Annotated in this window: 12 protein-coding genes and 1 tRNA gene; 8 read left to right on the top strand and 5 right to left on the bottom strand. The window is 41.6% G+C overall.

Annotated elements, in window-relative coordinates:
* The first annotated feature begins 1 nt into the window (after nucleotide 1).
* The 6 genes from ftsA to GWK08_RS03390 all read left to right on the top strand — a co-directional run bounded on the left by ftsA (nucleotide 2) and on the right by GWK08_RS03390 (nucleotide 7,081).
* Nucleotides 2-1,327, top strand: coding sequence for a cell division protein FtsA (ftsA, locus tag GWK08_RS03415; protein WP_163605496.1), 1,326 nt, complete (start codon nucleotides 2-4; stop codon nucleotides 1,325-1,327).
* Nucleotides 1,328-1,427: 100 nt separating this feature from the next.
* Entirely contained in the window at nucleotides 1,428-3,338 is a 1,911-nt protein-coding gene (ftsZ, locus tag GWK08_RS03410) for a cell division protein FtsZ (RefSeq protein WP_163605495.1), read from the top strand.
* 110 nt (nucleotides 3,339-3,448) lie between these two features.
* Entirely contained in the window at nucleotides 3,449-3,898 is a 450-nt protein-coding gene (locus GWK08_RS03405) for a GatB/YqeY domain-containing protein (RefSeq protein ID WP_163605494.1), read from the top strand.
* Nucleotides 3,899-3,909: 11 nt separating this feature from the next.
* Nucleotides 3,910-3,983, top strand: a tRNA-Arg gene (locus GWK08_RS03400).
* Between the two features lie 434 nt (nucleotides 3,984-4,417).
* On the top strand, nucleotides 4,418-4,894 hold the full coding sequence (locus GWK08_RS03395; protein ID WP_163605493.1) for a hypothetical protein: 477 nt from the start codon (nucleotides 4,418-4,420) through the stop codon (nucleotides 4,892-4,894).
* A gap of 201 nt (nucleotides 4,895-5,095) precedes the next feature.
* Entirely contained in the window at nucleotides 5,096-7,081 is a 1,986-nt protein-coding gene (locus GWK08_RS03390; protein ID WP_163605492.1) for a serine hydrolase, read from the top strand.
* Nucleotides 7,082-7,219: 138 nt separating this feature from the next.
* Here the strand turns inward: GWK08_RS03390 and GWK08_RS03385 are convergent, their stop codons facing one another.
* From GWK08_RS03385 to GWK08_RS03365, 5 genes are all read right to left on the bottom strand, one after another.
* Complete coding sequence (locus GWK08_RS03385; RefSeq protein ID WP_163605491.1) at nucleotides 7,220-10,315, bottom strand: efflux RND transporter permease subunit; 3,096 nt, start codon at nucleotides 10,313-10,315, stop codon at nucleotides 7,220-7,222.
* A 12-nt stretch (nucleotides 10,316-10,327) separates the two neighbouring features.
* Nucleotides 10,328-11,839, bottom strand: coding sequence for an efflux RND transporter periplasmic adaptor subunit (locus GWK08_RS03380; protein ID WP_163605490.1), 1,512 nt, complete (start codon nucleotides 11,837-11,839; stop codon nucleotides 10,328-10,330).
* Entirely contained in the window at nucleotides 11,840-12,355 is a 516-nt protein-coding gene (locus GWK08_RS19190) for a hypothetical protein (RefSeq protein ID WP_204335990.1), read from the bottom strand. It lies immediately after the preceding gene.
* 20 nt (nucleotides 12,356-12,375) lie between these two features.
* The gene (locus GWK08_RS03370; protein ID WP_163605489.1) at nucleotides 12,376-13,560 is read right to left on the bottom strand and encodes a TolC family protein; all 1,185 of its coding nucleotides are present in this window, start codon (nucleotides 13,558-13,560) and stop codon (nucleotides 12,376-12,378) included.
* An 83-nt stretch (nucleotides 13,561-13,643) separates the two neighbouring features.
* Nucleotides 13,644-14,135, bottom strand: a complete 492-nt coding sequence (locus GWK08_RS03365; protein WP_163605488.1) for a hypothetical protein — start codon at nucleotides 14,133-14,135, stop codon at nucleotides 13,644-13,646.
* Nucleotides 14,136-14,261: 126 nt separating this feature from the next.
* On the opposite strand from GWK08_RS03365, the gene GWK08_RS03360 reads away from it, so the two are divergent.
* Both GWK08_RS03360 and GWK08_RS03355 read left to right on the top strand, forming a co-directional pair.
* Entirely contained in the window at nucleotides 14,262-14,765 is a 504-nt protein-coding gene (locus GWK08_RS03360; protein WP_163605487.1) for a GNAT family N-acetyltransferase, read from the top strand.
* 94 nt (nucleotides 14,766-14,859) lie between these two features.
* Entirely contained in the window at nucleotides 14,860-17,343 is a 2,484-nt protein-coding gene (locus GWK08_RS03355) for a sugar-binding domain-containing protein (protein WP_163605486.1), read from the top strand.
* Nucleotides 17,344-17,384: the final 41 nt, after the last annotated feature.

Genomic DNA, 17,384 nt, shown 5'->3' with positions numbered 1-17,384 from the left:
TATGGAACAGAGTAAATATGCAATAGGGTTAGATATCGGTACCACCAAGATCGTGGCCATGGTCGGCAAGCAGAATGAGTATGGGAAGATCGAGATCCTGGGAATAGGAAAATCCAAAAGCCTCGGTGTACACAGGGGAGTGGTTAATAATATTACTCAGACCATACAATCTATTCAGCAGGCTGTGCAGGAGGCAGAAGCTGTTTCCGGCCTGAAGATAGAAGATGTAGTAGTGGGAATTGCAGGGCAGCACATTCGAAGCCTGCAACACAGCGATTATATCACCAGACCCAACTCAGACGAGGTGATCAGTGATGACGATGTGGAACAATTGTGCAACCAGGTTTATAAGCTGGTGATGCTACCCGGAGAGGAGATCATTCATGTACTCCCTCAGGAATACAAAATTGACGGGCAGGCAGAGATCAAAGAGCCCATTGGGATGTACGGAGGCCGTTTGGAAGCGAATTTTCACGTGGTTGTCGGACAGGTATCATCCATCAGAAATATCGGAAGATGTGTTAAGAGTTCCGGACTGGACCTTGCGGGAATAACACTGGAACCTCTTGCATCGGCAAATGCAGTACTGAGCCAGGAAGAAAAAGAAGCAGGTGTAGCCCTGATAGATATAGGGGGAGGTACTACAGACCTTGCCATTTTTAAAGATGGGATCATCCGCCATACGGCGGTAATTCCGTTTGGAGGAAATGTAATTACCGAAGATATCAAGGAAGGCTGCTCTATCATAGAGAAACAGGCAGAATTGCTTAAAATAAAATTTGGTTCCGCATGGCCGGGAGAAAATAAGGATAACGAGATTGTTTCCATCCCCGGATTAAGAGGAAGGGAACCCAAAGAGATCACCTTAAAGAACCTTTCAAAGATCATTCACGCCAGAGTGGTGGAGATCATAGAACAGGTTTATGTGGAGATCAAGAATTACGGGCATGAAGATCAGAAAAAGAAGCTTATTGCCGGAATAGTCCTTACCGGAGGGGGAAGCCAGTTAAAGCACCTCAAGCAACTGGTGGAATACATTACCGGAATGGATACGAGAATAGGATATCCGAATGAGCATCTGGCAGGCGATTCCGATTCGGAAACCGCAAGTCCGCTTTACGCTACAGCTGTGGGATTGGTAATGAATGCCATTCAGAAGCAGCATAAATACGGAAGTCCGGCCGAAAGTGCTCAGCAGGAAGAAGAATTGCTTGAAGATGAACAACCAATAACAGAAACCCAGGCCACGCTCCCTAAAAAAGAGCGCAAATCGATTTTTGAAAAATGGTCGGAAAAGCTCAAGGATTTCCTTGATAACGCCGAATAACTGATAGAGAACGAACAATAGCACATTTTGACAAATTGCCATTGGCGGAAATAAACAAACAGATTAAGACAAAATAAGACAGAACCCAAAAAAGATATTCATGAGTGACAACACAGATTTCGGGGACATTGCATTCGACTTGCCGAAGAACCAGAGTAACGTTATAAAAGTTATCGGAGTTGGTGGTGGAGGAAGTAATGCTATTAATCACATGTTCCAGCAAGGAATTAAAGGAGTGGATTTTGTGATCTGTAATACGGATTCACAGGCCCTCGAGAACAGCCCTATCCCCAACAGGATCCAGTTGGGAGTATCCCTTACCGAAGGACTTGGAGCGGGAGCTAACCCAGATGTGGGAGAGCAGTCTGCCATAGAGAGTATGGAAGAAATAAAGGCCATGCTCGACACCAATACCAAAATGATATTTATCACTGCCGGAATGGGTGGTGGAACCGGTACTGGAGCTGCGCCGATTATTGCAAAAATGGCAAAAGACCTCGATATCCTGACGGTTGGGATCGTTACTATGCCCTTTCAGTTTGAAGGGAAAATGCGTAACGAACAGGCACAGAAAGGTATTGAGAATCTGAGAAAACATGTAGATTCACTGATAGTAATTAATAATAATAAGCTTAGAGAAGTATACGGTAACTTAGGGTTCAAGGCCGGTTTCTCTAAAGCTGATGAAGTATTATCCACTGCATCACGAGGGATAGCAGAAGTAATTACCCATCACTACACTCAGAATATTGACCTTAGGGATGCTAAAACCGTACTTGCCAATAGCGGAACCGCTATCATGGGATCGGCATCTGCATCCGGAGGTAGCAGGGCACAGGACGCTATCATGAAGGCGTTGGATTCTCCCCTGTTAAACGACAATAAAATTACCGGGGCTAAGAATGTACTCTTGCTTATCGTATCCGGATCGGAAGAGATCACCATTGATGAGATCGGAGAGATCAACGATCATATCCAGGCTGAAGCAGGTCACGGAGCCAATATCATCATGGGTGTGGGAGAGGATGAAAACCTCGGAGATGCTATTTCGGTAACGGTAATAGCTACAGGGTTCAATGCAGAGCAACAACACGAAATTGTAAATACAGAAGCTAAAAAGATCATTCATACTCTGGAGGATGAGCAAAAGGCCGTACAGGATCTTTCTCCCAAGGCATCTTTCTCAACACTGGAGCTTCCGAAGGAAGAGAAGAAGCCGGAGCCTAAGGAGCCGGTTATCAGACATACTTTGGTTGATGAGGATGCAGAGTTAAACCTGATCCCCACTTCCAAACTGATAAAAGACATAAATGTAGTGTATGAGGAAGTAAAAGCAGAGGAAGAAGATTTTGTAATTATAGATACTACTCCTCAGTTGAAGAATATTGAAGTGGTGGAGCCGGAGGAAGTTGAACCGGAACTTGCAGAGGATGATCAGCAGATCACATTGTCTTTCGACTTGCCGATCAATTCGGAGGAAGAGAAAGAAGAGGAGAATGTGGTGATGTTCGACCTTACCGACGATGTGAAGGATTATGAAGTAAAAGACCATGTAGAGATCATTCCGGTAACCGAAGTTTCAGATGAAGGAGAAACCAGGTACAGTCTGGATGATTATATGGAGGTAGAGAATAAACTGGCCAATGCCAGGCCGGAGCAGCAAAAGCCGGAAGTTATTGAGGAAGAAATGGTTTTTGAAAAGAAAACCGTAGAAGAAGCACCTGAAAAAGAACAGGCCGAGATCGATCCTATGAACAGCTCAATTGAAGATTCTTTAAAGATGAGAGCTGCCGAAAGAAGAAGGAAATTAAAGGAATTCAATTATAAATTCCAGAACAATATTTCGAGAATTGATGAGATAGAGAAGCAACCTGCTTATAAAAGAATGGGAATAGAATTGGAAGACAGAACCGAAGAAAACGATTCGTCCCGATTATCTGTGAGCAAGGATAGCAATGACGAATCTCAGTTAAGATCCAATAATTCATTTCTGCATGACAATGTAGACTAACGATATCAGATCGCTTAGCCTACTATGACCTATGATTTTACCCGGAATCTATGCACAGATTCCGGGTTATTTTTTATCTTCGCATTCCGAAACAAATACTTAAGTAAAAAATGAGTCTGCAAACTAAAATAATGGAAGAGATGAAAGCTGCAATGAGATCTAAAGACACGATTGCTTTAGAGGCGCTCAGAGCGGTTAAATCTGCTATCCTTTTAGCTAAGACCGAAAGCGGAGCCAAGGAAGAACTCAGTGAAGACGAAGAGATCAAAATACTTCAGAAGCTGGTAAAACAGCGTAAAGACAGCGCAGCGATCTTTACAGAGCAGGGGAGAGCAGATCTGGCAGAACCCGAGGTAGCTCAGGCTGCAGTTATTGAAAAGTTTTTACCCGAGCAGTTAAGTGAAGAGGAAATTGCAGGAGTGGTTGCATCGATCATTGAAAAGACCGGAGCTTCCAGCATGAAAGATATGGGAAAAGTAATGGGAATGGCTTCTAAGGAACTGGCCGGAAAGGCAGACGGAAAGACTATTTCTACTATTGTTAAACAGAAATTAAGTTAAATTGATATTAAGGCCCCGTGGCGCAACTGAATAGCGCATCAGATTTCGGCTCTGAGGGTTGCAGGTTTGAATCCTGCCGGGGTCACTTAAGAATGAAAAGCTCACAAATATTGTGAGCTTTTTTATTTGAACGAGATTTGAGCGTGCTCAGGAATCGAAGTGAAAATAAAAAAGTTAGCAGATCGAAGATCTGTGACTTTTCATTTAGACTACGGAGCATAAAGGAACACTCGCGAAGCGAGTAATCCTGTGCATTACCGGTAGTTTTGCCTCTTTTTTTGGAATTTAGAGCTTGGAATTTGTTTATTGCTCACTGCTCATTGTCTAATGTTACTTCGAGTATCTCGACTTGCTCCTCCGCTAAAGCTTTTGCGGCACGCGGGCGCTCGATACAGGCTCGTTGAGAAGCACGATTAACGATTTTAGATTTACGATTGTTGATTTATTGGGATTGATATTCAGCTGTAATGTTTGTTTCTTATATTTGGATTTATACTACGATTATAGCTAATCTATCATATGAACATTTTCCCAACTAAAGAACAAACTTTTAAATTGATTGGAGACCAAAATGCGACATTGGATCGCTTAGTCCGAAGAACAGAGAAATCTGAAAAATTAACTTCTCAATACACAGATAAATCTTTTCGGGGTATGATAAACGGGAATCAATTTAAAATAATTTCTTCTGTTATTGGAAGAGGAGCTTTTTGTGTTATGACAGGGGAAATTAATTCTGCTAATGGCTATGTAAAAGTGGAAATCCACAAAGTATTTAGAATTCTATTGAGTGTTTTTCTTTTCTTTCCTGTTATTGGGTTTTTTGCAATTACTTTTTTCGGAGAAGAAGATTTTTCCCCGATTTTTATTTTAGTTGTGATCGCGCAGATCTTTATGATAAGATATATTTTTATTGAAATTGCGTTTAAATTTCTATCAAAAGAAAGCCTTAATAAATTACGTGATGTATTAGATATTGAGTGGATTAAAAATTAGACACAAATAATTATATGGTAAATTGGAATTTGGAGCTTGGAATTTGGAGTTTGGAATTTGTTCATTGCTCACTGCTAATTGTTCATTGCTCATCGTCTAATGTTACTTCAAGCAAAATCTAAATATCCTCTTTCTTCCAGACCTTTAGGCATAGAACTGTAACATTTCAGAAAAAGGATTGTCTCTCTTTAAAAAATTGATATGAAATCCTTAGTTATAAGTTTTGTTTTGACATTGACTTATTTCCAATCTGTCCATGGTCATAACGGCTCCATTGCTTTTGCCTATCCTGTAAAAACAATAAACGTAGATGGAGAATTAAATGATTGGCCAAAGAACACAACCCGATATCCCATAAAACTGGTGTATGGGAATAGCGCCCCAAAAAATGAAAAAGATATCAAAGCTTTTTTCCGTACGGCTTATAACCTGGATGAGCAATCCCTGTATTTTGCCCTGGAAGTTTATGATGATTCACATATAAGAGATACCACTGCCAATGCCAGCTGGGCATCACACGACAACCATATACTTTATATTGATTTTAGCCACTCTCAAAACGGTTCGGGTATTAAAACCTATCTTTTTAGCCAGGATCTGAAAACTTCGTTTTTACCGGATCTTAGCTGGGACCCCCTGGTAAGAAATGCCAATTGGGATAATGTAAAAGTTACCTCCAAACGAGTTCAAAACAAAACGATTTATGAGTGGTCGATTAGATTGGAGGGTCAAATTTATCCGAATCGTTCTATTGGTATCGATCATAATATCATAGATGTTGATGAGGACCAGGCTAAAAATCAGCTGTCATTTTTGGCATGGGGGAAAGGTGATCCGAAATTCCTTGAACCCGGTTCTCTGGGAGATGTTATTCTAATGCCTGAAGATGGAGTCCTTAATGAAATATCCGGACAGGTCGTTGCAAGAAACGAGCCCCTGAAAAAGCAAGTAAAATTTATCAGGGCTTCTTCTGTTGAGAAACCCGAATTATGGATGGATATCCCGGTGGATTCCCTGGGTCGTTTTAAAACGGAACTTCCTATCGGTTCATATAGAATTCATGCTTCTCAACCTTATCTGAATTCTAATGGCCAAAGTATTAGGATTGATAATGAAAAGTTTACAGTTATTAAAAACAGGAAGAGAGCTAAGAACAAACCGTTTTTGATTGAGATCAAAGAAAAAACCTTCCCCGATTTTAAGAATGAGGAAGGGGCTTTATTTAGCATGAATTCCGACCAAATTGAGAAATTTGATCATGTGATAACGGACCTTATGGATCACTATCGCGTACCCGGACTTAGCCTGGTGCTGATAAAGGACAATAAGATCATTTTGAATAAAGCATACGGTTATAGAAATAACTATACACGGGAACCTGTTACACAGGAAACACTGTTTGAAGCTGCATCCATAACTAAACCGGTATTTGCATTTACCGTATTAAGATTAGCTGAAAAGAATTTGATCGATCTCGATAAACCCTTATGGGAATATCTGCCTCTTCCCAGGTTAACTGATGAAAGATACAAGTTAATGACTGCAAGACATGTTCTTTCACATCGAAGCGGGTTTCCGAACCACGGAAAACGGATCATATTCACTCCAGGAACTGAATATGGATATTCCGGAGAAGGATTTGAATATCTGCAACGGGTTGTAGAAGCTGTGACAGATAAAAAAATTGAAGAAGTATTGCAGGAAGAATTATTACAACCTTTAAAGATGAGAAAGACATTTTTCTCTAAAGATCAATTGGAAGCACAACAAATATCCTTCGGACACAAGAACGATCATACATTACTATCTACATTACCTGAACAACCCGGAATGTCTTATAGTATGTATACCGAACCATTGGCATTTTCTAATTTTATACTGGCACTCTCCAACAGGAAAGGTCTAAACTCAGAATCATATAAGCAGTTTTTCTCACTGTTTATACCGGTTCCGAAAGAGAAGATCTCAGGATTAGGTTCAAAAGAATATTTCGGGCTTGGGATTTACCAATGGGATTCACCGGTTGGAAGAGCTTTTGGACATGGAGGGAATAATGGTGATTTCCAGTGCCAATTCGATTTTTATGACAATGGAAAAGTTGGATTTGCAGTTTTTACCAATAGCAATAATGGAATGAAGTTGATAAACACTTTACGTGAATACCTGATAACCGGTAAACAAAAGTAAATTGGTGTTATTCCATACCTAAGACTGGAGGGTTCAAGTTTGGAATTTGTTTATTGTTAATTGTTCACTGCTAATTGTCCATCGCCATCAGCGGAAAGCTATAAAACGCTTATAGCCCTCCACCTTTAGCAATTGATATTAGTTATCTGTTTTCTTAGCCGGATTCATTGCCAGCTCGTATACACAGGGAATAACTACCAGATTCAATAGGGTTGCCGATAACAGGCCTCCCAGGATCACAATAGCCATCGGACTCTGTATTTCATTACCTGCTTCCCCGCCTTTTAAAGCCAGAGGGATCAGGGCCAGTCCTGTAGTAAAGGCAGTCATCAAAATCGGATTTAAGCGATCTAAAGCTCCTTTTTTCAATAGCTCGAAACCTTTAAAACCTTCCTGTTTCAGATCTTCATACCGCGATACCAATAAAATACCGTTTCGTGTGGCAATACCGAATAAACTGATAAAACCAATGGTAGCCGCTATATTGATGATCCCTGAAGTAAAATACACGATCAGTATCCCTCCGATAAGGGCCAGGGGTAGATTGAGTAATACAATTAGTGATAGCTTTATATTCCTGAATTCGTAATACAGCAATAGGAGAATAACCAGAATAGCTAAAACCGCAGTGATAAGTAGCAGTTGAGAAGCTTTTTCTTCACTTTCAAACTGACCGCCATATTCTATTCTGTAACCTTCGGGTAAATGGATATCCGTATTTACGTTCTGTTGGATCTCGGTCACCACACTCCGTAAATCCCGTCCCTGTACATTAGCCGCCACGACAATTTTGCGCTTTACATTCTCACGACTGATGGTATTCGGGCTGCTAACCGAGGCAATGGTTGCCAGTTCACTCAACGCTACCTTATTGCCATTCGGAATGGAGACCAGGGTAGCTTTAAGGCCCTTTTGCGTATTTCGATAAGCCTGCTGAAAACGTACTATAAGATCGTAATATTGCTGGCCTTCATAAATATCACCTGCCTTTTCCCCGGCAAAGGCAATATCCAGCTGTTCCATTAATTCCCCGACGGTCATACCATAAGCAGCCAACATCTGCCGCCTGGGTGTAATTCGTATTTGTGGGACTTCAATTTGCTGATCTACTGCTACATCGGCTATACCTTCGACGTTTCTGACATTGCTTTCTATACTTTTTCCTATTTCAAAAAGCCTCTGCAGGTCATCTCCAAAGATCTTAATTGCAATGTTCGCCCTGGTTCCCGAAAGCATATGATCTATTCTATGGCCTATGGGTTGCCCCAGGGTAATATTCACTCCCGGAACAATACTCAGGCGGTTACGTACTTCCTCAAAGAACTCTTCCTTGCTTTTCCCCTCCAGACGGAAAGGAACATCAATTTCGGCGGCATTAACGCCCTGAGCATGCTCATCCAGCTCTGCTCGTCCGGTCCTTCGGGTTACCACATCTACTTCCGGCATCTCCAGTAACAACTCTTCTATCAGCTTTCCGTTCTTATTACTTTCTTCCAACGACATTCCGGGTACACCAACAGCACTGATTACCAGGGAACCTTCATTGAATTCCGGTAAAAAGCTCCTTCCCAGTTGTGTAAGGAAGATCAGGCTTACCACAAAACCTACAAGGGTGGAACCAATGATCCATTTGGGAATACTTAACGCTTTTTCCAGGATAGAAGCGTATTGCTTTTGCAGCCATTGCTCCACTTTGGTTCCTTCGGCCTGTTTAGACAGTAGCTTCTCGCTCCTGAGCAGATAAGAACATAAAACAGGAGTAACTGTTACCGCTACAAATAAAGAGGTAAGTACCGAGGTGATAAATGCAATTCCCAGAGGTTGTAACAACCTGCCTTCCATTCCACTCAGGAAGAAGAGGGGTATAAAAGAAACAATGATAATAAGGGTGGCAATAATAATGGAACTTCTGATCTCTATAGATGCTTCCTTTACCACCTCGAGCAGAGGCAGGCGCATTTCTTTCGGCTTCCGGATATTCTCACGCAGCCGTTTAAATACGTTTTCTACATCTATAATGGCATCATCTACCAGTGCTCCGATAGCAATAGCCATACCTCCAAGACTCATTGTGTTTATGGTATATCCCAACACCTTAAGAACGATGATCGATACCAAAAGGGAAATGGGTATTGCCAAAAGCGAGATGATCGTGGTACGCCAGTTCATCAGAAAGATAAATAAGATAATAACTACAAAAAATGCCCCTTCCAGTAAGGTGCGTTGCAGGTTATTTATGGAGGCCTCAATAAAGTTTGCCTGCCTGAAAATATGGCTCTTTAATTCCACGCTTTCCGGCAGCGTTTTGTTCAGATCGGCAATCGCTTCATCCAGGTGTTCTGTCAATTCCAGGGTGTTCACATCAGGCTGTTTGGAAATGGTAAGGATCACTGCAGGAGAAGCATTTAGGGAACCATCACCTATTTTATCTGAGGCACCTATCTGAACGCTGGCTACATCTTTTATTTTGATCGTTTGCCCGTTTTGCTGTTTTAAAACAGCTTCCTCCAGATCTGAAAGGGCACGGACCCTTCCGTTCCCCTTAATAATGTATTGACTACCGTATTCATTCAGGATCCCGCCAGGAGCATTGATATTGCTTTGGCGTACTTTTTCAAGAACCTCTTCCAGGCTCACATTGTAATACTTCAGCTTTTCGGGATGCACCAGTACCTGGTACTGTTTATAATCGCCCCCTATCACGATAACATTGGCAATACCGCCGATAGATTTTATTCTGGGGCGGATAGTCCAGTCCGAAAGGGTTCGCAATTCCATGGGAGAAAGGCTGTCCGAAGTAACCCCCAACAGCATAATTTCTCCCATAATAGAAGAAATCGGAGCTAAAGTGGGAGTCCCAACTCCTGAAGGCAGGTTTTCCCGGACTATAGGAATACGCTCACTCACGATTTGTCGTGCCCGGTAAATATCGGTTCCCCATTCGAACTCTATCCATACGATGGAAACGCCGGCTGCAGAGGAGGAGCGGATACGCCTCACATTGGGTGAGCCGTTCATGGCTGTTTCCAACTGATAAGTCACTAATTTCTCTACTTCTTCAGATTCCATCCCATGCGCTTCCGTAATAATGGTTACGGTGGGAGCCGTAAGATCGGGAAAAACATCCACATTCATGTTTCGGGCAATGTATAGACCGGCCGCACTGAATAAGACCGCGGCCAGGAGAACCATTAACCGGTTTTGAAGGGATAAGGATAATATTTTATTTAACATGGTCTTTAATTTTTAGTGGGCATGCCCGTGAGCCGGAGCCTGACCGGACATCGATGCCATTTTTACCTGATAAGCACCTCTGGTAACCACCACTTCATCAGCGTTTAATCCCTTTTTGATCTCTACCTCATTGCCGTTTCTCCTTCCGGGAATTATATTTCGCCTTTCAAAACTTTCTCCCGACAGCTGCACGATAACAGAATAATTACCGTAATCTTCCAGCAATGCGGAAACGGGGATGACAACTCCTGCTTCGGGTTTCCCCACAGCGATATTGACCTCGGTAAAACTTCCCTCAGGCATATTGACCGCTTCGTTTACCCGGGCAAAAACTGATAGCATCGGCTTTTGGGCCGATACCGTTTTTTCTACCGAGAGGACAGAGCCTTTGTTTTGTTGAAGATTGGACCAGATATTATTTTCTGTCTGATACCAGATGTTCTGAATGTTCCGAAGTGCATTTGCATATTGGGAACTTACCTGAACTTCAAGTACACTCGATCGTGAATCGGTAAGGACAAAAAGTTCATCTCCTTCCGAGACAAAATCGCCGTTTTTCACGGAGATCGATTTTATATATCCGCTAAAAGGAGCGGTTATTTGTTTTCCCCGGCCAGAATAATTCTTTGACAGGCTTTGATAGTTTTCTTTTGCTATCAGGTATTTTTGCTCTACCTGTTCCCACTCGGATTTAGGTGTTATTTGCGCTTCGTAAAGCTCTTTTTTCCGGTTGTATTCGGCCTGAGCCTGATCAAAGACAGCTTTCGCCTTCTGAACTTCTGCATTGAGGTTTTTTGTTGATAACCCACTGCCACTGATAGCCATGATCACTTCACCTTTCCTCACCTGCCTTCCGGAGGTCAAATTCCTTATCACAAACTGCACTTTCCCTCCGGCAGTAGCTACTGAACTATGATAATCGCCCGGAGCTACCTGCCAGGTACCGGAAGTGGGAATGGATTCATAAACCTCCTTTATGATGGCTTTATCGGTCTGGAACTCCATTTTCCAGGCCTGTTCCTTTAAAAAACTAATGCTTCCATCATCTTCAGCTCCTGTGCCCAATGATTTTATCGCTTCCTCTTCACTGGAATAAACCTCTACATCGTCAATGACGATCCTGTCTGAATAACCATTTGTTTTCAGATCGAAAACCAATTGATAGGTCCCTGCAGCTTCCGGTTGCAGTACCGGAGAGAAAATACCTGGTGAAGAAGGAGCATCAACCGTTTGCCGGATCCCGCTATTTCCTTTTATCAGGCTTACCGTTACACTTCCCTCTCTCACAGCCTGATGTTTGTCCAGAACTGTAAAATGCGCTGCAAAACGACTCTGTTTTCCGGTGATCAACGCGGGGAATTCAACAAACAATTCGGTCTTACCGGTCCAGATAGTATGATCCAATCTGGGGATCTCCGTCGTTTCCTGGATATGGTTTCCTGCTGCATCATGAGCGTGACCCGATCCTCCCTGAGAATGGCAGGACAAGAACAGTCCGGCCAATATCATTACTAAATACTTCATCTATTCTTTGTTTTGTTCTATTACCATTATGCTTTCAGGGGTGATTACTGTTGGGTTTTCCCCTTCATAGTCGCCCTTTACCTTAACTTTATCGCCCACATTCAGCTTCTTATATTTATCTTCCAAATTGGGAATGCTTACCGTCATCCTGAAGGTAACTCCTTCATCGTTGCTCAATTCTGCCGTATAACCATCTTTTCCGAATGAGATCTTATTTACGGTAAGCACTGCAAGGTCGGAGTAACTGTCGCCATGAGTATCCGTATGATTTTCGTGTACACTTCCATCATCATGGGCGTGGGTATTGTCATCATGAGAGTGATGCGACTCTTCGTGTGATTTTGTTGAATTACTGTCTACGACAAAACTTTCCTGCTGATGGCTCTCATCGTGCTCATGACTGTGTGTTGCTTCACCTTCGGCATGTGGATGGCCGTGATCATTTTCCTGTTTTTTGTTTTTGCAGGATACAAGTGCGATTAATGCGAATGCCAGGATTATATTTGAAAATTTCATATTGATTATTTTTTAAGGGTTTATAATTGATGTTTTAAAATAGTTGCTTTTAACTGATACAATTGCTTTTCCATTTCCAGCATGCTATCGTATGCTTCGTGAAAGAACTGCAACTCTATATAATATTCGGTAAAGGAGATCTCTCCCAGTTTATAGGCCTTGAAAAGAAGGGATTCGTTGTCTAATCCTTCCAGGGTCGCCTGATATTCCAAATACTTTTTAAGCAATGCCTGATAGTTGTTGAATTGCTCTTCAAAAGAGGTGTATACTATCTGCGTTTGCACATTGGTATTGGATTGACGAAAACTCAATTGGGATTTAGCCGATTTGACCTTGTTTCGGTTATTCCATAACGGAATACTCAGGCCTCCGTAAAAACCGGAATAATTGTTACCTGAAACGCCCTGATAATTGTATCCCAGGCTCAGATCGGGTAATAATTTATTCCTCGCAAGTTTTAACTTCTGTTCTGCTATGGCTTCCTCCTGCCTGAAATACCGGAGCTCCGGATCGCCGGATAACCTGTCTCTCCAGATACTCTCTTTTTGCGGGAGATCCAGATCCTCTGTAAAGCTACTTTCCAGTACGACCAGCTCTTTTCCTCCGTTCAGACTTTTAAGCTTTAGCAACTTGTTTCGTTTTTGGACCTCCGTTTGTTGCACGACAAACTGCAATTGCATCCAGGCCACTTTGGCCTTATTCAATTCCAGAATCCCGGTTTGGCCCTTGTTGAATAACTCTTTGCTTTGTTCAAAAACGGTTTTTGCCTGTTTAAGCCTGTTAAGCTCAAGGGCATTTCGTTTATTCAGAGCTATGACCTCCAACAGGTTTTGTTCAGCCTCCATGAGGATTTTCTGCCTTTTGGATTCGTACTCCAGAGTTAATCCGTCTTTTTGCCTGTCTATCAATTTATTTCGAAGCCCGTAAACTGTGGGGAATTCAAAGGACTGACTCAGCTGGAACTCCGTATAATCGCTGGTAGTGTGCTCGCCGAAAGGCAAATAATAAGCTCCTAACTGCGGGTCAGGCAGGTTATTACTACTTTTTAATTGGAGTTTTTGGCCTTTTATATATTCCCTTAGGGCCTTTAACTCACTGTTGTTTTGTTCGATTTGCTGCAATATTCCTTTTATACCACTGGTCTGTGCAAAAGAGATATATGACCATAGGCATACGCATAAAGCGAACGCTGTTTTTTTATACATGTGATCTTGATTTTAGGATGGATCAATTCGCTGATAACAGTTTTCCGCTGTTATCATAATTGCTTAACATATAATGTTCCTGATTATCCTAAAGAAGGCGGGCCCCGTAAGGGATTGAGATTTAAATGAAGCTTTTTGTATAACTGTTGCTGGTCATCAAATCCGGAATCCGGGAAATCGATCTTGATCTCAGCGAGGCTAAAACCAATATCACGGATAACAGTCTTGGTATCGATCTTTTTATCTGCCCGTTTTACCGTGTTGGAAACAATAACATTCTGCTCATGAACATGTGCTGTATGCGAATGATGGCTTGAGAAAAAAGATAAAAAAGTGTTTTGTTCTGTATCTCCGGTTTCCTGATGGTCGGAATGGTGATGATCCAGGTCGGAATGATGGTGATCCTGATTGGAATGATAGTGGTCATCATCGCAATGATGGTGATGTTCCGTTTCGGCAGAAACCACCTCCGAAGATGAATGCAAATGATGAATATGAGGTACAACATTATGGAAAAGCATTATTAAAAATGCTCCCAGAAGTACAAATGATAATGTCGACCTTTTGTTTCTCATTCTGTTACAAATGTATCACTATTTTTAAAAATGAATAGCAGAAGAGGTAGTGAAAACCCTAAAATGCTGATTTGTAAGATTCTTTATTTTATCTTTATAAAGGAGTTATATAAATCATAAATTTCAATGCAGCTCAGAAAATTTCAGGAAACGGATGCCGAACAGATGGCAGAACTACTCAACAACCGGAATATATTGGACAATCTTCGGGATATGATCCCGTACCCTTATGATGCAAAAGATGCTCTTGAATTTATTGAGAGTTGTCAGCAGGAAGCTCCTCAGATAACCTTTGTGATCGATATTGATGGCTTACCTATTGGGGTCATAGGCCTGGTACTTCAGGAAGATATTTATAAAAAGAGCGCAGAGATCGGTTATTGGCTGGGAGAACCTTATTGGAATCACGGTTATATGACCAAAGCTATTGGACTGATGGTAGATTACGGCTTTAATAAACTGGATCTGACCCGTATTTTTGCCGGTGTTTTCGAATATAACAAAGCTTCCCGGAAGGTCCTGGAAAAAGCGGGCTTTAAATTTGAAGGTGTTTTTGAAAAAGCGGTTATCAAGAACGGAAAACTCGTAGATGAATACAGATATGCCGTGATCAACCCGAGGTATAAATAATCGACGCTAAATAAAACTCTCATCCGGAATTTGACCTCCTCAGATAAAAAGTATAATATTACCATCACATATTGAAAAAGATATATTCCATCCTATGATCTTTAAAAAAATTAGCTGTATAATTTGCCTTTTACTTTTTGTATTTCTTTTAGCTTGTACGAATGATAGTCAGATAGAGAAAACCTCGTTATTAACCCGATGGGCAGGCGATGTGGATCTGCAGCACCCCTGGCCGGAATATCCCAGACCCCAGTTTAAAAGGGAAGAATGGAGATCTTTAAATGGGATTTGGCAATTCAGTGTGCTGGATCCTGATGGAAATACGGTTGATGAAGGAGATATTCTGGTGCCCTATCCAATGGAATCTTATTTATCCGGGGTACAAAAAATATTAAAACCCGATCAGAGCCTGAAATACAGCACCTCTTTTAATATTCCGGCACCCTGGAAAAAGGAAGAGGTCATTCTTCACTTTGGGGCGGTAGACTGGGAATCAGAGTTATATGTAAATAGTAAAATGGTAGGAGATCATAAAGGGGGCTACGATCCTTTTTCTTTTAACATTACGAACTTCCTGAAAGAAGGAGAAAATAAACTGGAACTGATAGTGAAAGACCCGACCGATAGTTCATGGCAGCCGAGAGGGAAACAGGTCTTGGAACCGGAAAAGATATTTTACACCCCTGTTAGCGGGATTTGGCAGACAGTTTGGATGGAGGCTGTTCCTAAAATCCGTTTTACTTCCTTTAAGATCGTTCCGGATATAGACAATCAGACTGCTACCCTTCTTATAAATGCTGATGGTAATACCGAAGGAACTGAACTTAGGATAACAACTAAGAATTCCAAACAGGAAATGTATACTTTTTTGGTTCCGTTTGAAACTTCTGTAGTCCTTCCGATAACAGATATTGAATTGTGGAGCCCCGAAACACCTAATTTATACGACTTACAGGTAGAATTGTTAAAAGACCGGGCTGTTATTGATAAAGTTGACAGTTATTTCGGAATGCGTAAAATACACATAGAAAAAACGGCAGACGGACAGGAAAGGATCTTTTTAAATAACAAGCCTTATTTCCAGAATGGAGTTCTGGATCAGGGATACTGGCCCGATGGTTTGTATACACCGCCTACAGATAAAGCAATGAAAAATGAAATAGAGATGGTGAAAGACCTGGGTTTCAATATGCTGCGTAAACATGTAAAAGTAGAATCTTCCCGTTTTTATTACTGGTGTGATAAACTGGGGGTACTCGTATGGCAGGATATGCCAAGCGGAGACCGGGCAACCGGGCAAAATGAATTAGAAATAGAAAGAAGCCCGGAATCGGAAAAGCAGTTCAGAAAGGAGCTGGGGAGTATGATCGGAAGCTTTTATAATCACCCGTCCATCGTAATGTGGATCCCTTTCAATGAAGGATGGGGACAGTATAAAACAGGGGAAACTGTGGATTTTGTGAGTAAACTCGATTCCACCCGCCTTATCAATAATGCGAGTGGTTGGGTAGATCACGGAATAGGAGATGTTCTCGATATCCATCATTATCCGGAACCTGTGCTTGAGGATGCTGGAGAGAACCGGGTATTCGTTTTAGGAGAATTTGGGGGGATAGGCCTGGCTATTGAAGATCATATCTGGTTAAAAGAAGGTAATTGGGGCTATGAAAATCTGCCGAATAAGGAAGAGTTCATCCGCAGATATGAAAACTATTACGATACGGTATGGAGTTTCGAAAAAAAGGGGCTCGGTGCAGCTGTATATACCCAGCTGACCGATGTTGAGACAGAAGCTAACGGATTACTGACATACGATAGGGCAGTTCTTAAAGCCGATAAAAAAATACTCTATAAGATAAATACCAATAATTTCCTGAGGGCTCCTGGTTTTTTACCTGATGAAAAGCTCCTGAATAAAGGAGATTCAATTAAAATAATGTCTTCCTCCGAAGGGGATATCTATTATACGATTGACGGAACCAAACCGGACAGGAACTCCCTGAAGTACAACGGAGCTGTAGTGTTTAATGATGATATTAAATTGTCTGCAATTGTATATGCTGAAAATGACAGTAGCAGGATATCGGTTAGGGAGTTCAGCAAAACAGAATTGAAACGTCCTGAATACAGAACGGCATTTAATCCTAAATATACAGGGGGAAGCAGTTTTGCTTTGGTAGATGGAGTTCAGGGGAGTACGGATATCAAAGATGGTACATGGCAGGGATTTTATGGTAACGATCTGGATGTTATTATCGATTTGGGAGAAGAACAAAGGCCGGAAGGCATGGAGATCGGTTTTCTGGAAGATATCAGAAGCTGGGTTTTTCTGCCTGTTCAGGTGAAAGTTTCCGGTTCTGCTGATGGGAAGAACTTTAAAACAGAAAACAATAGTACCCTGGAAATACCATCCGAAAGCAGAGATGCTTATTTATACAAACATTCAATAAAACTGAAGGGAGATGAACCCATAAGATACCTGAGAATATATGCTGCAAACCTCGGAGAATGCCCGGAATGGCATCCGGGGAAAGGAAATCCGTCATGGATATTTGTTGATGAGATAGAGGTTAAATGATCGATATTTATAAATGAATTTTAAGTCAAAACTGTTACTTA

This window comes from Leptobacterium flavescens (assembly GCF_010671605.1).
GTDB classification, from domain to species: Bacteria; Bacteroidota; Bacteroidia; order Flavobacteriales; family Flavobacteriaceae; genus Leptobacterium; species Leptobacterium flavescens.
This window is presented reverse-complemented; position numbering and strand designations above follow the sequence as displayed.

What these genes read in the sequence shown, in the direction of transcription:
- ftsA (WP_163605496.1), top strand. Translation starts at nt 2, where the DNA reads ATGGAACAGAGTAAATATGCAATAGGGTTAGATATCGGTACCACCAAG.
- ftsZ (WP_163605495.1), top strand. Translation starts at nt 1,428, where the DNA reads ATGAGTGACAACACAGATTTCGGGGACATTGCATTCGACTTGCCGAAG.
- GWK08_RS03405 (WP_163605494.1), top strand. Translation starts at nt 3,449, where the DNA reads ATGAGTCTGCAAACTAAAATAATGGAAGAGATGAAAGCTGCAATGAGA.
- GWK08_RS03395 (WP_163605493.1), top strand. Translation starts at nt 4,418, where the DNA reads ATGAACATTTTCCCAACTAAAGAACAAACTTTTAAATTGATTGGAGAC.
- GWK08_RS03390 (WP_163605492.1), top strand. Translation starts at nt 5,096, where the DNA reads ATGAAATCCTTAGTTATAAGTTTTGTTTTGACATTGACTTATTTCCAA.
- GWK08_RS03385 (WP_163605491.1), bottom strand. Translation starts at nt 10,315, where the DNA reads ATGTTAAATAAAATATTATCCTTATCCCTTCAAAACCGGTTAATGGTT.
- GWK08_RS03380 (WP_163605490.1), bottom strand. Translation starts at nt 11,839, where the DNA reads ATGAAGTATTTAGTAATGATATTGGCCGGACTGTTCTTGTCCTGCCAT.
- GWK08_RS19190 (WP_204335990.1), bottom strand. Translation starts at nt 12,355, where the DNA reads ATGAAATTTTCAAATATAATCCTGGCATTCGCATTAATCGCACTTGTA.
- GWK08_RS03370 (WP_163605489.1), bottom strand. Translation starts at nt 13,560, where the DNA reads ATGTATAAAAAAACAGCGTTCGCTTTATGCGTATGCCTATGGTCATAT.
- GWK08_RS03365 (WP_163605488.1), bottom strand. Translation starts at nt 14,135, where the DNA reads ATGAGAAACAAAAGGTCGACATTATCATTTGTACTTCTGGGAGCATTT.
- GWK08_RS03360 (WP_163605487.1), top strand. Translation starts at nt 14,262, where the DNA reads ATGCAGCTCAGAAAATTTCAGGAAACGGATGCCGAACAGATGGCAGAA.
- GWK08_RS03355 (WP_163605486.1), top strand. Translation starts at nt 14,860, where the DNA reads ATGATCTTTAAAAAAATTAGCTGTATAATTTGCCTTTTACTTTTTGTA.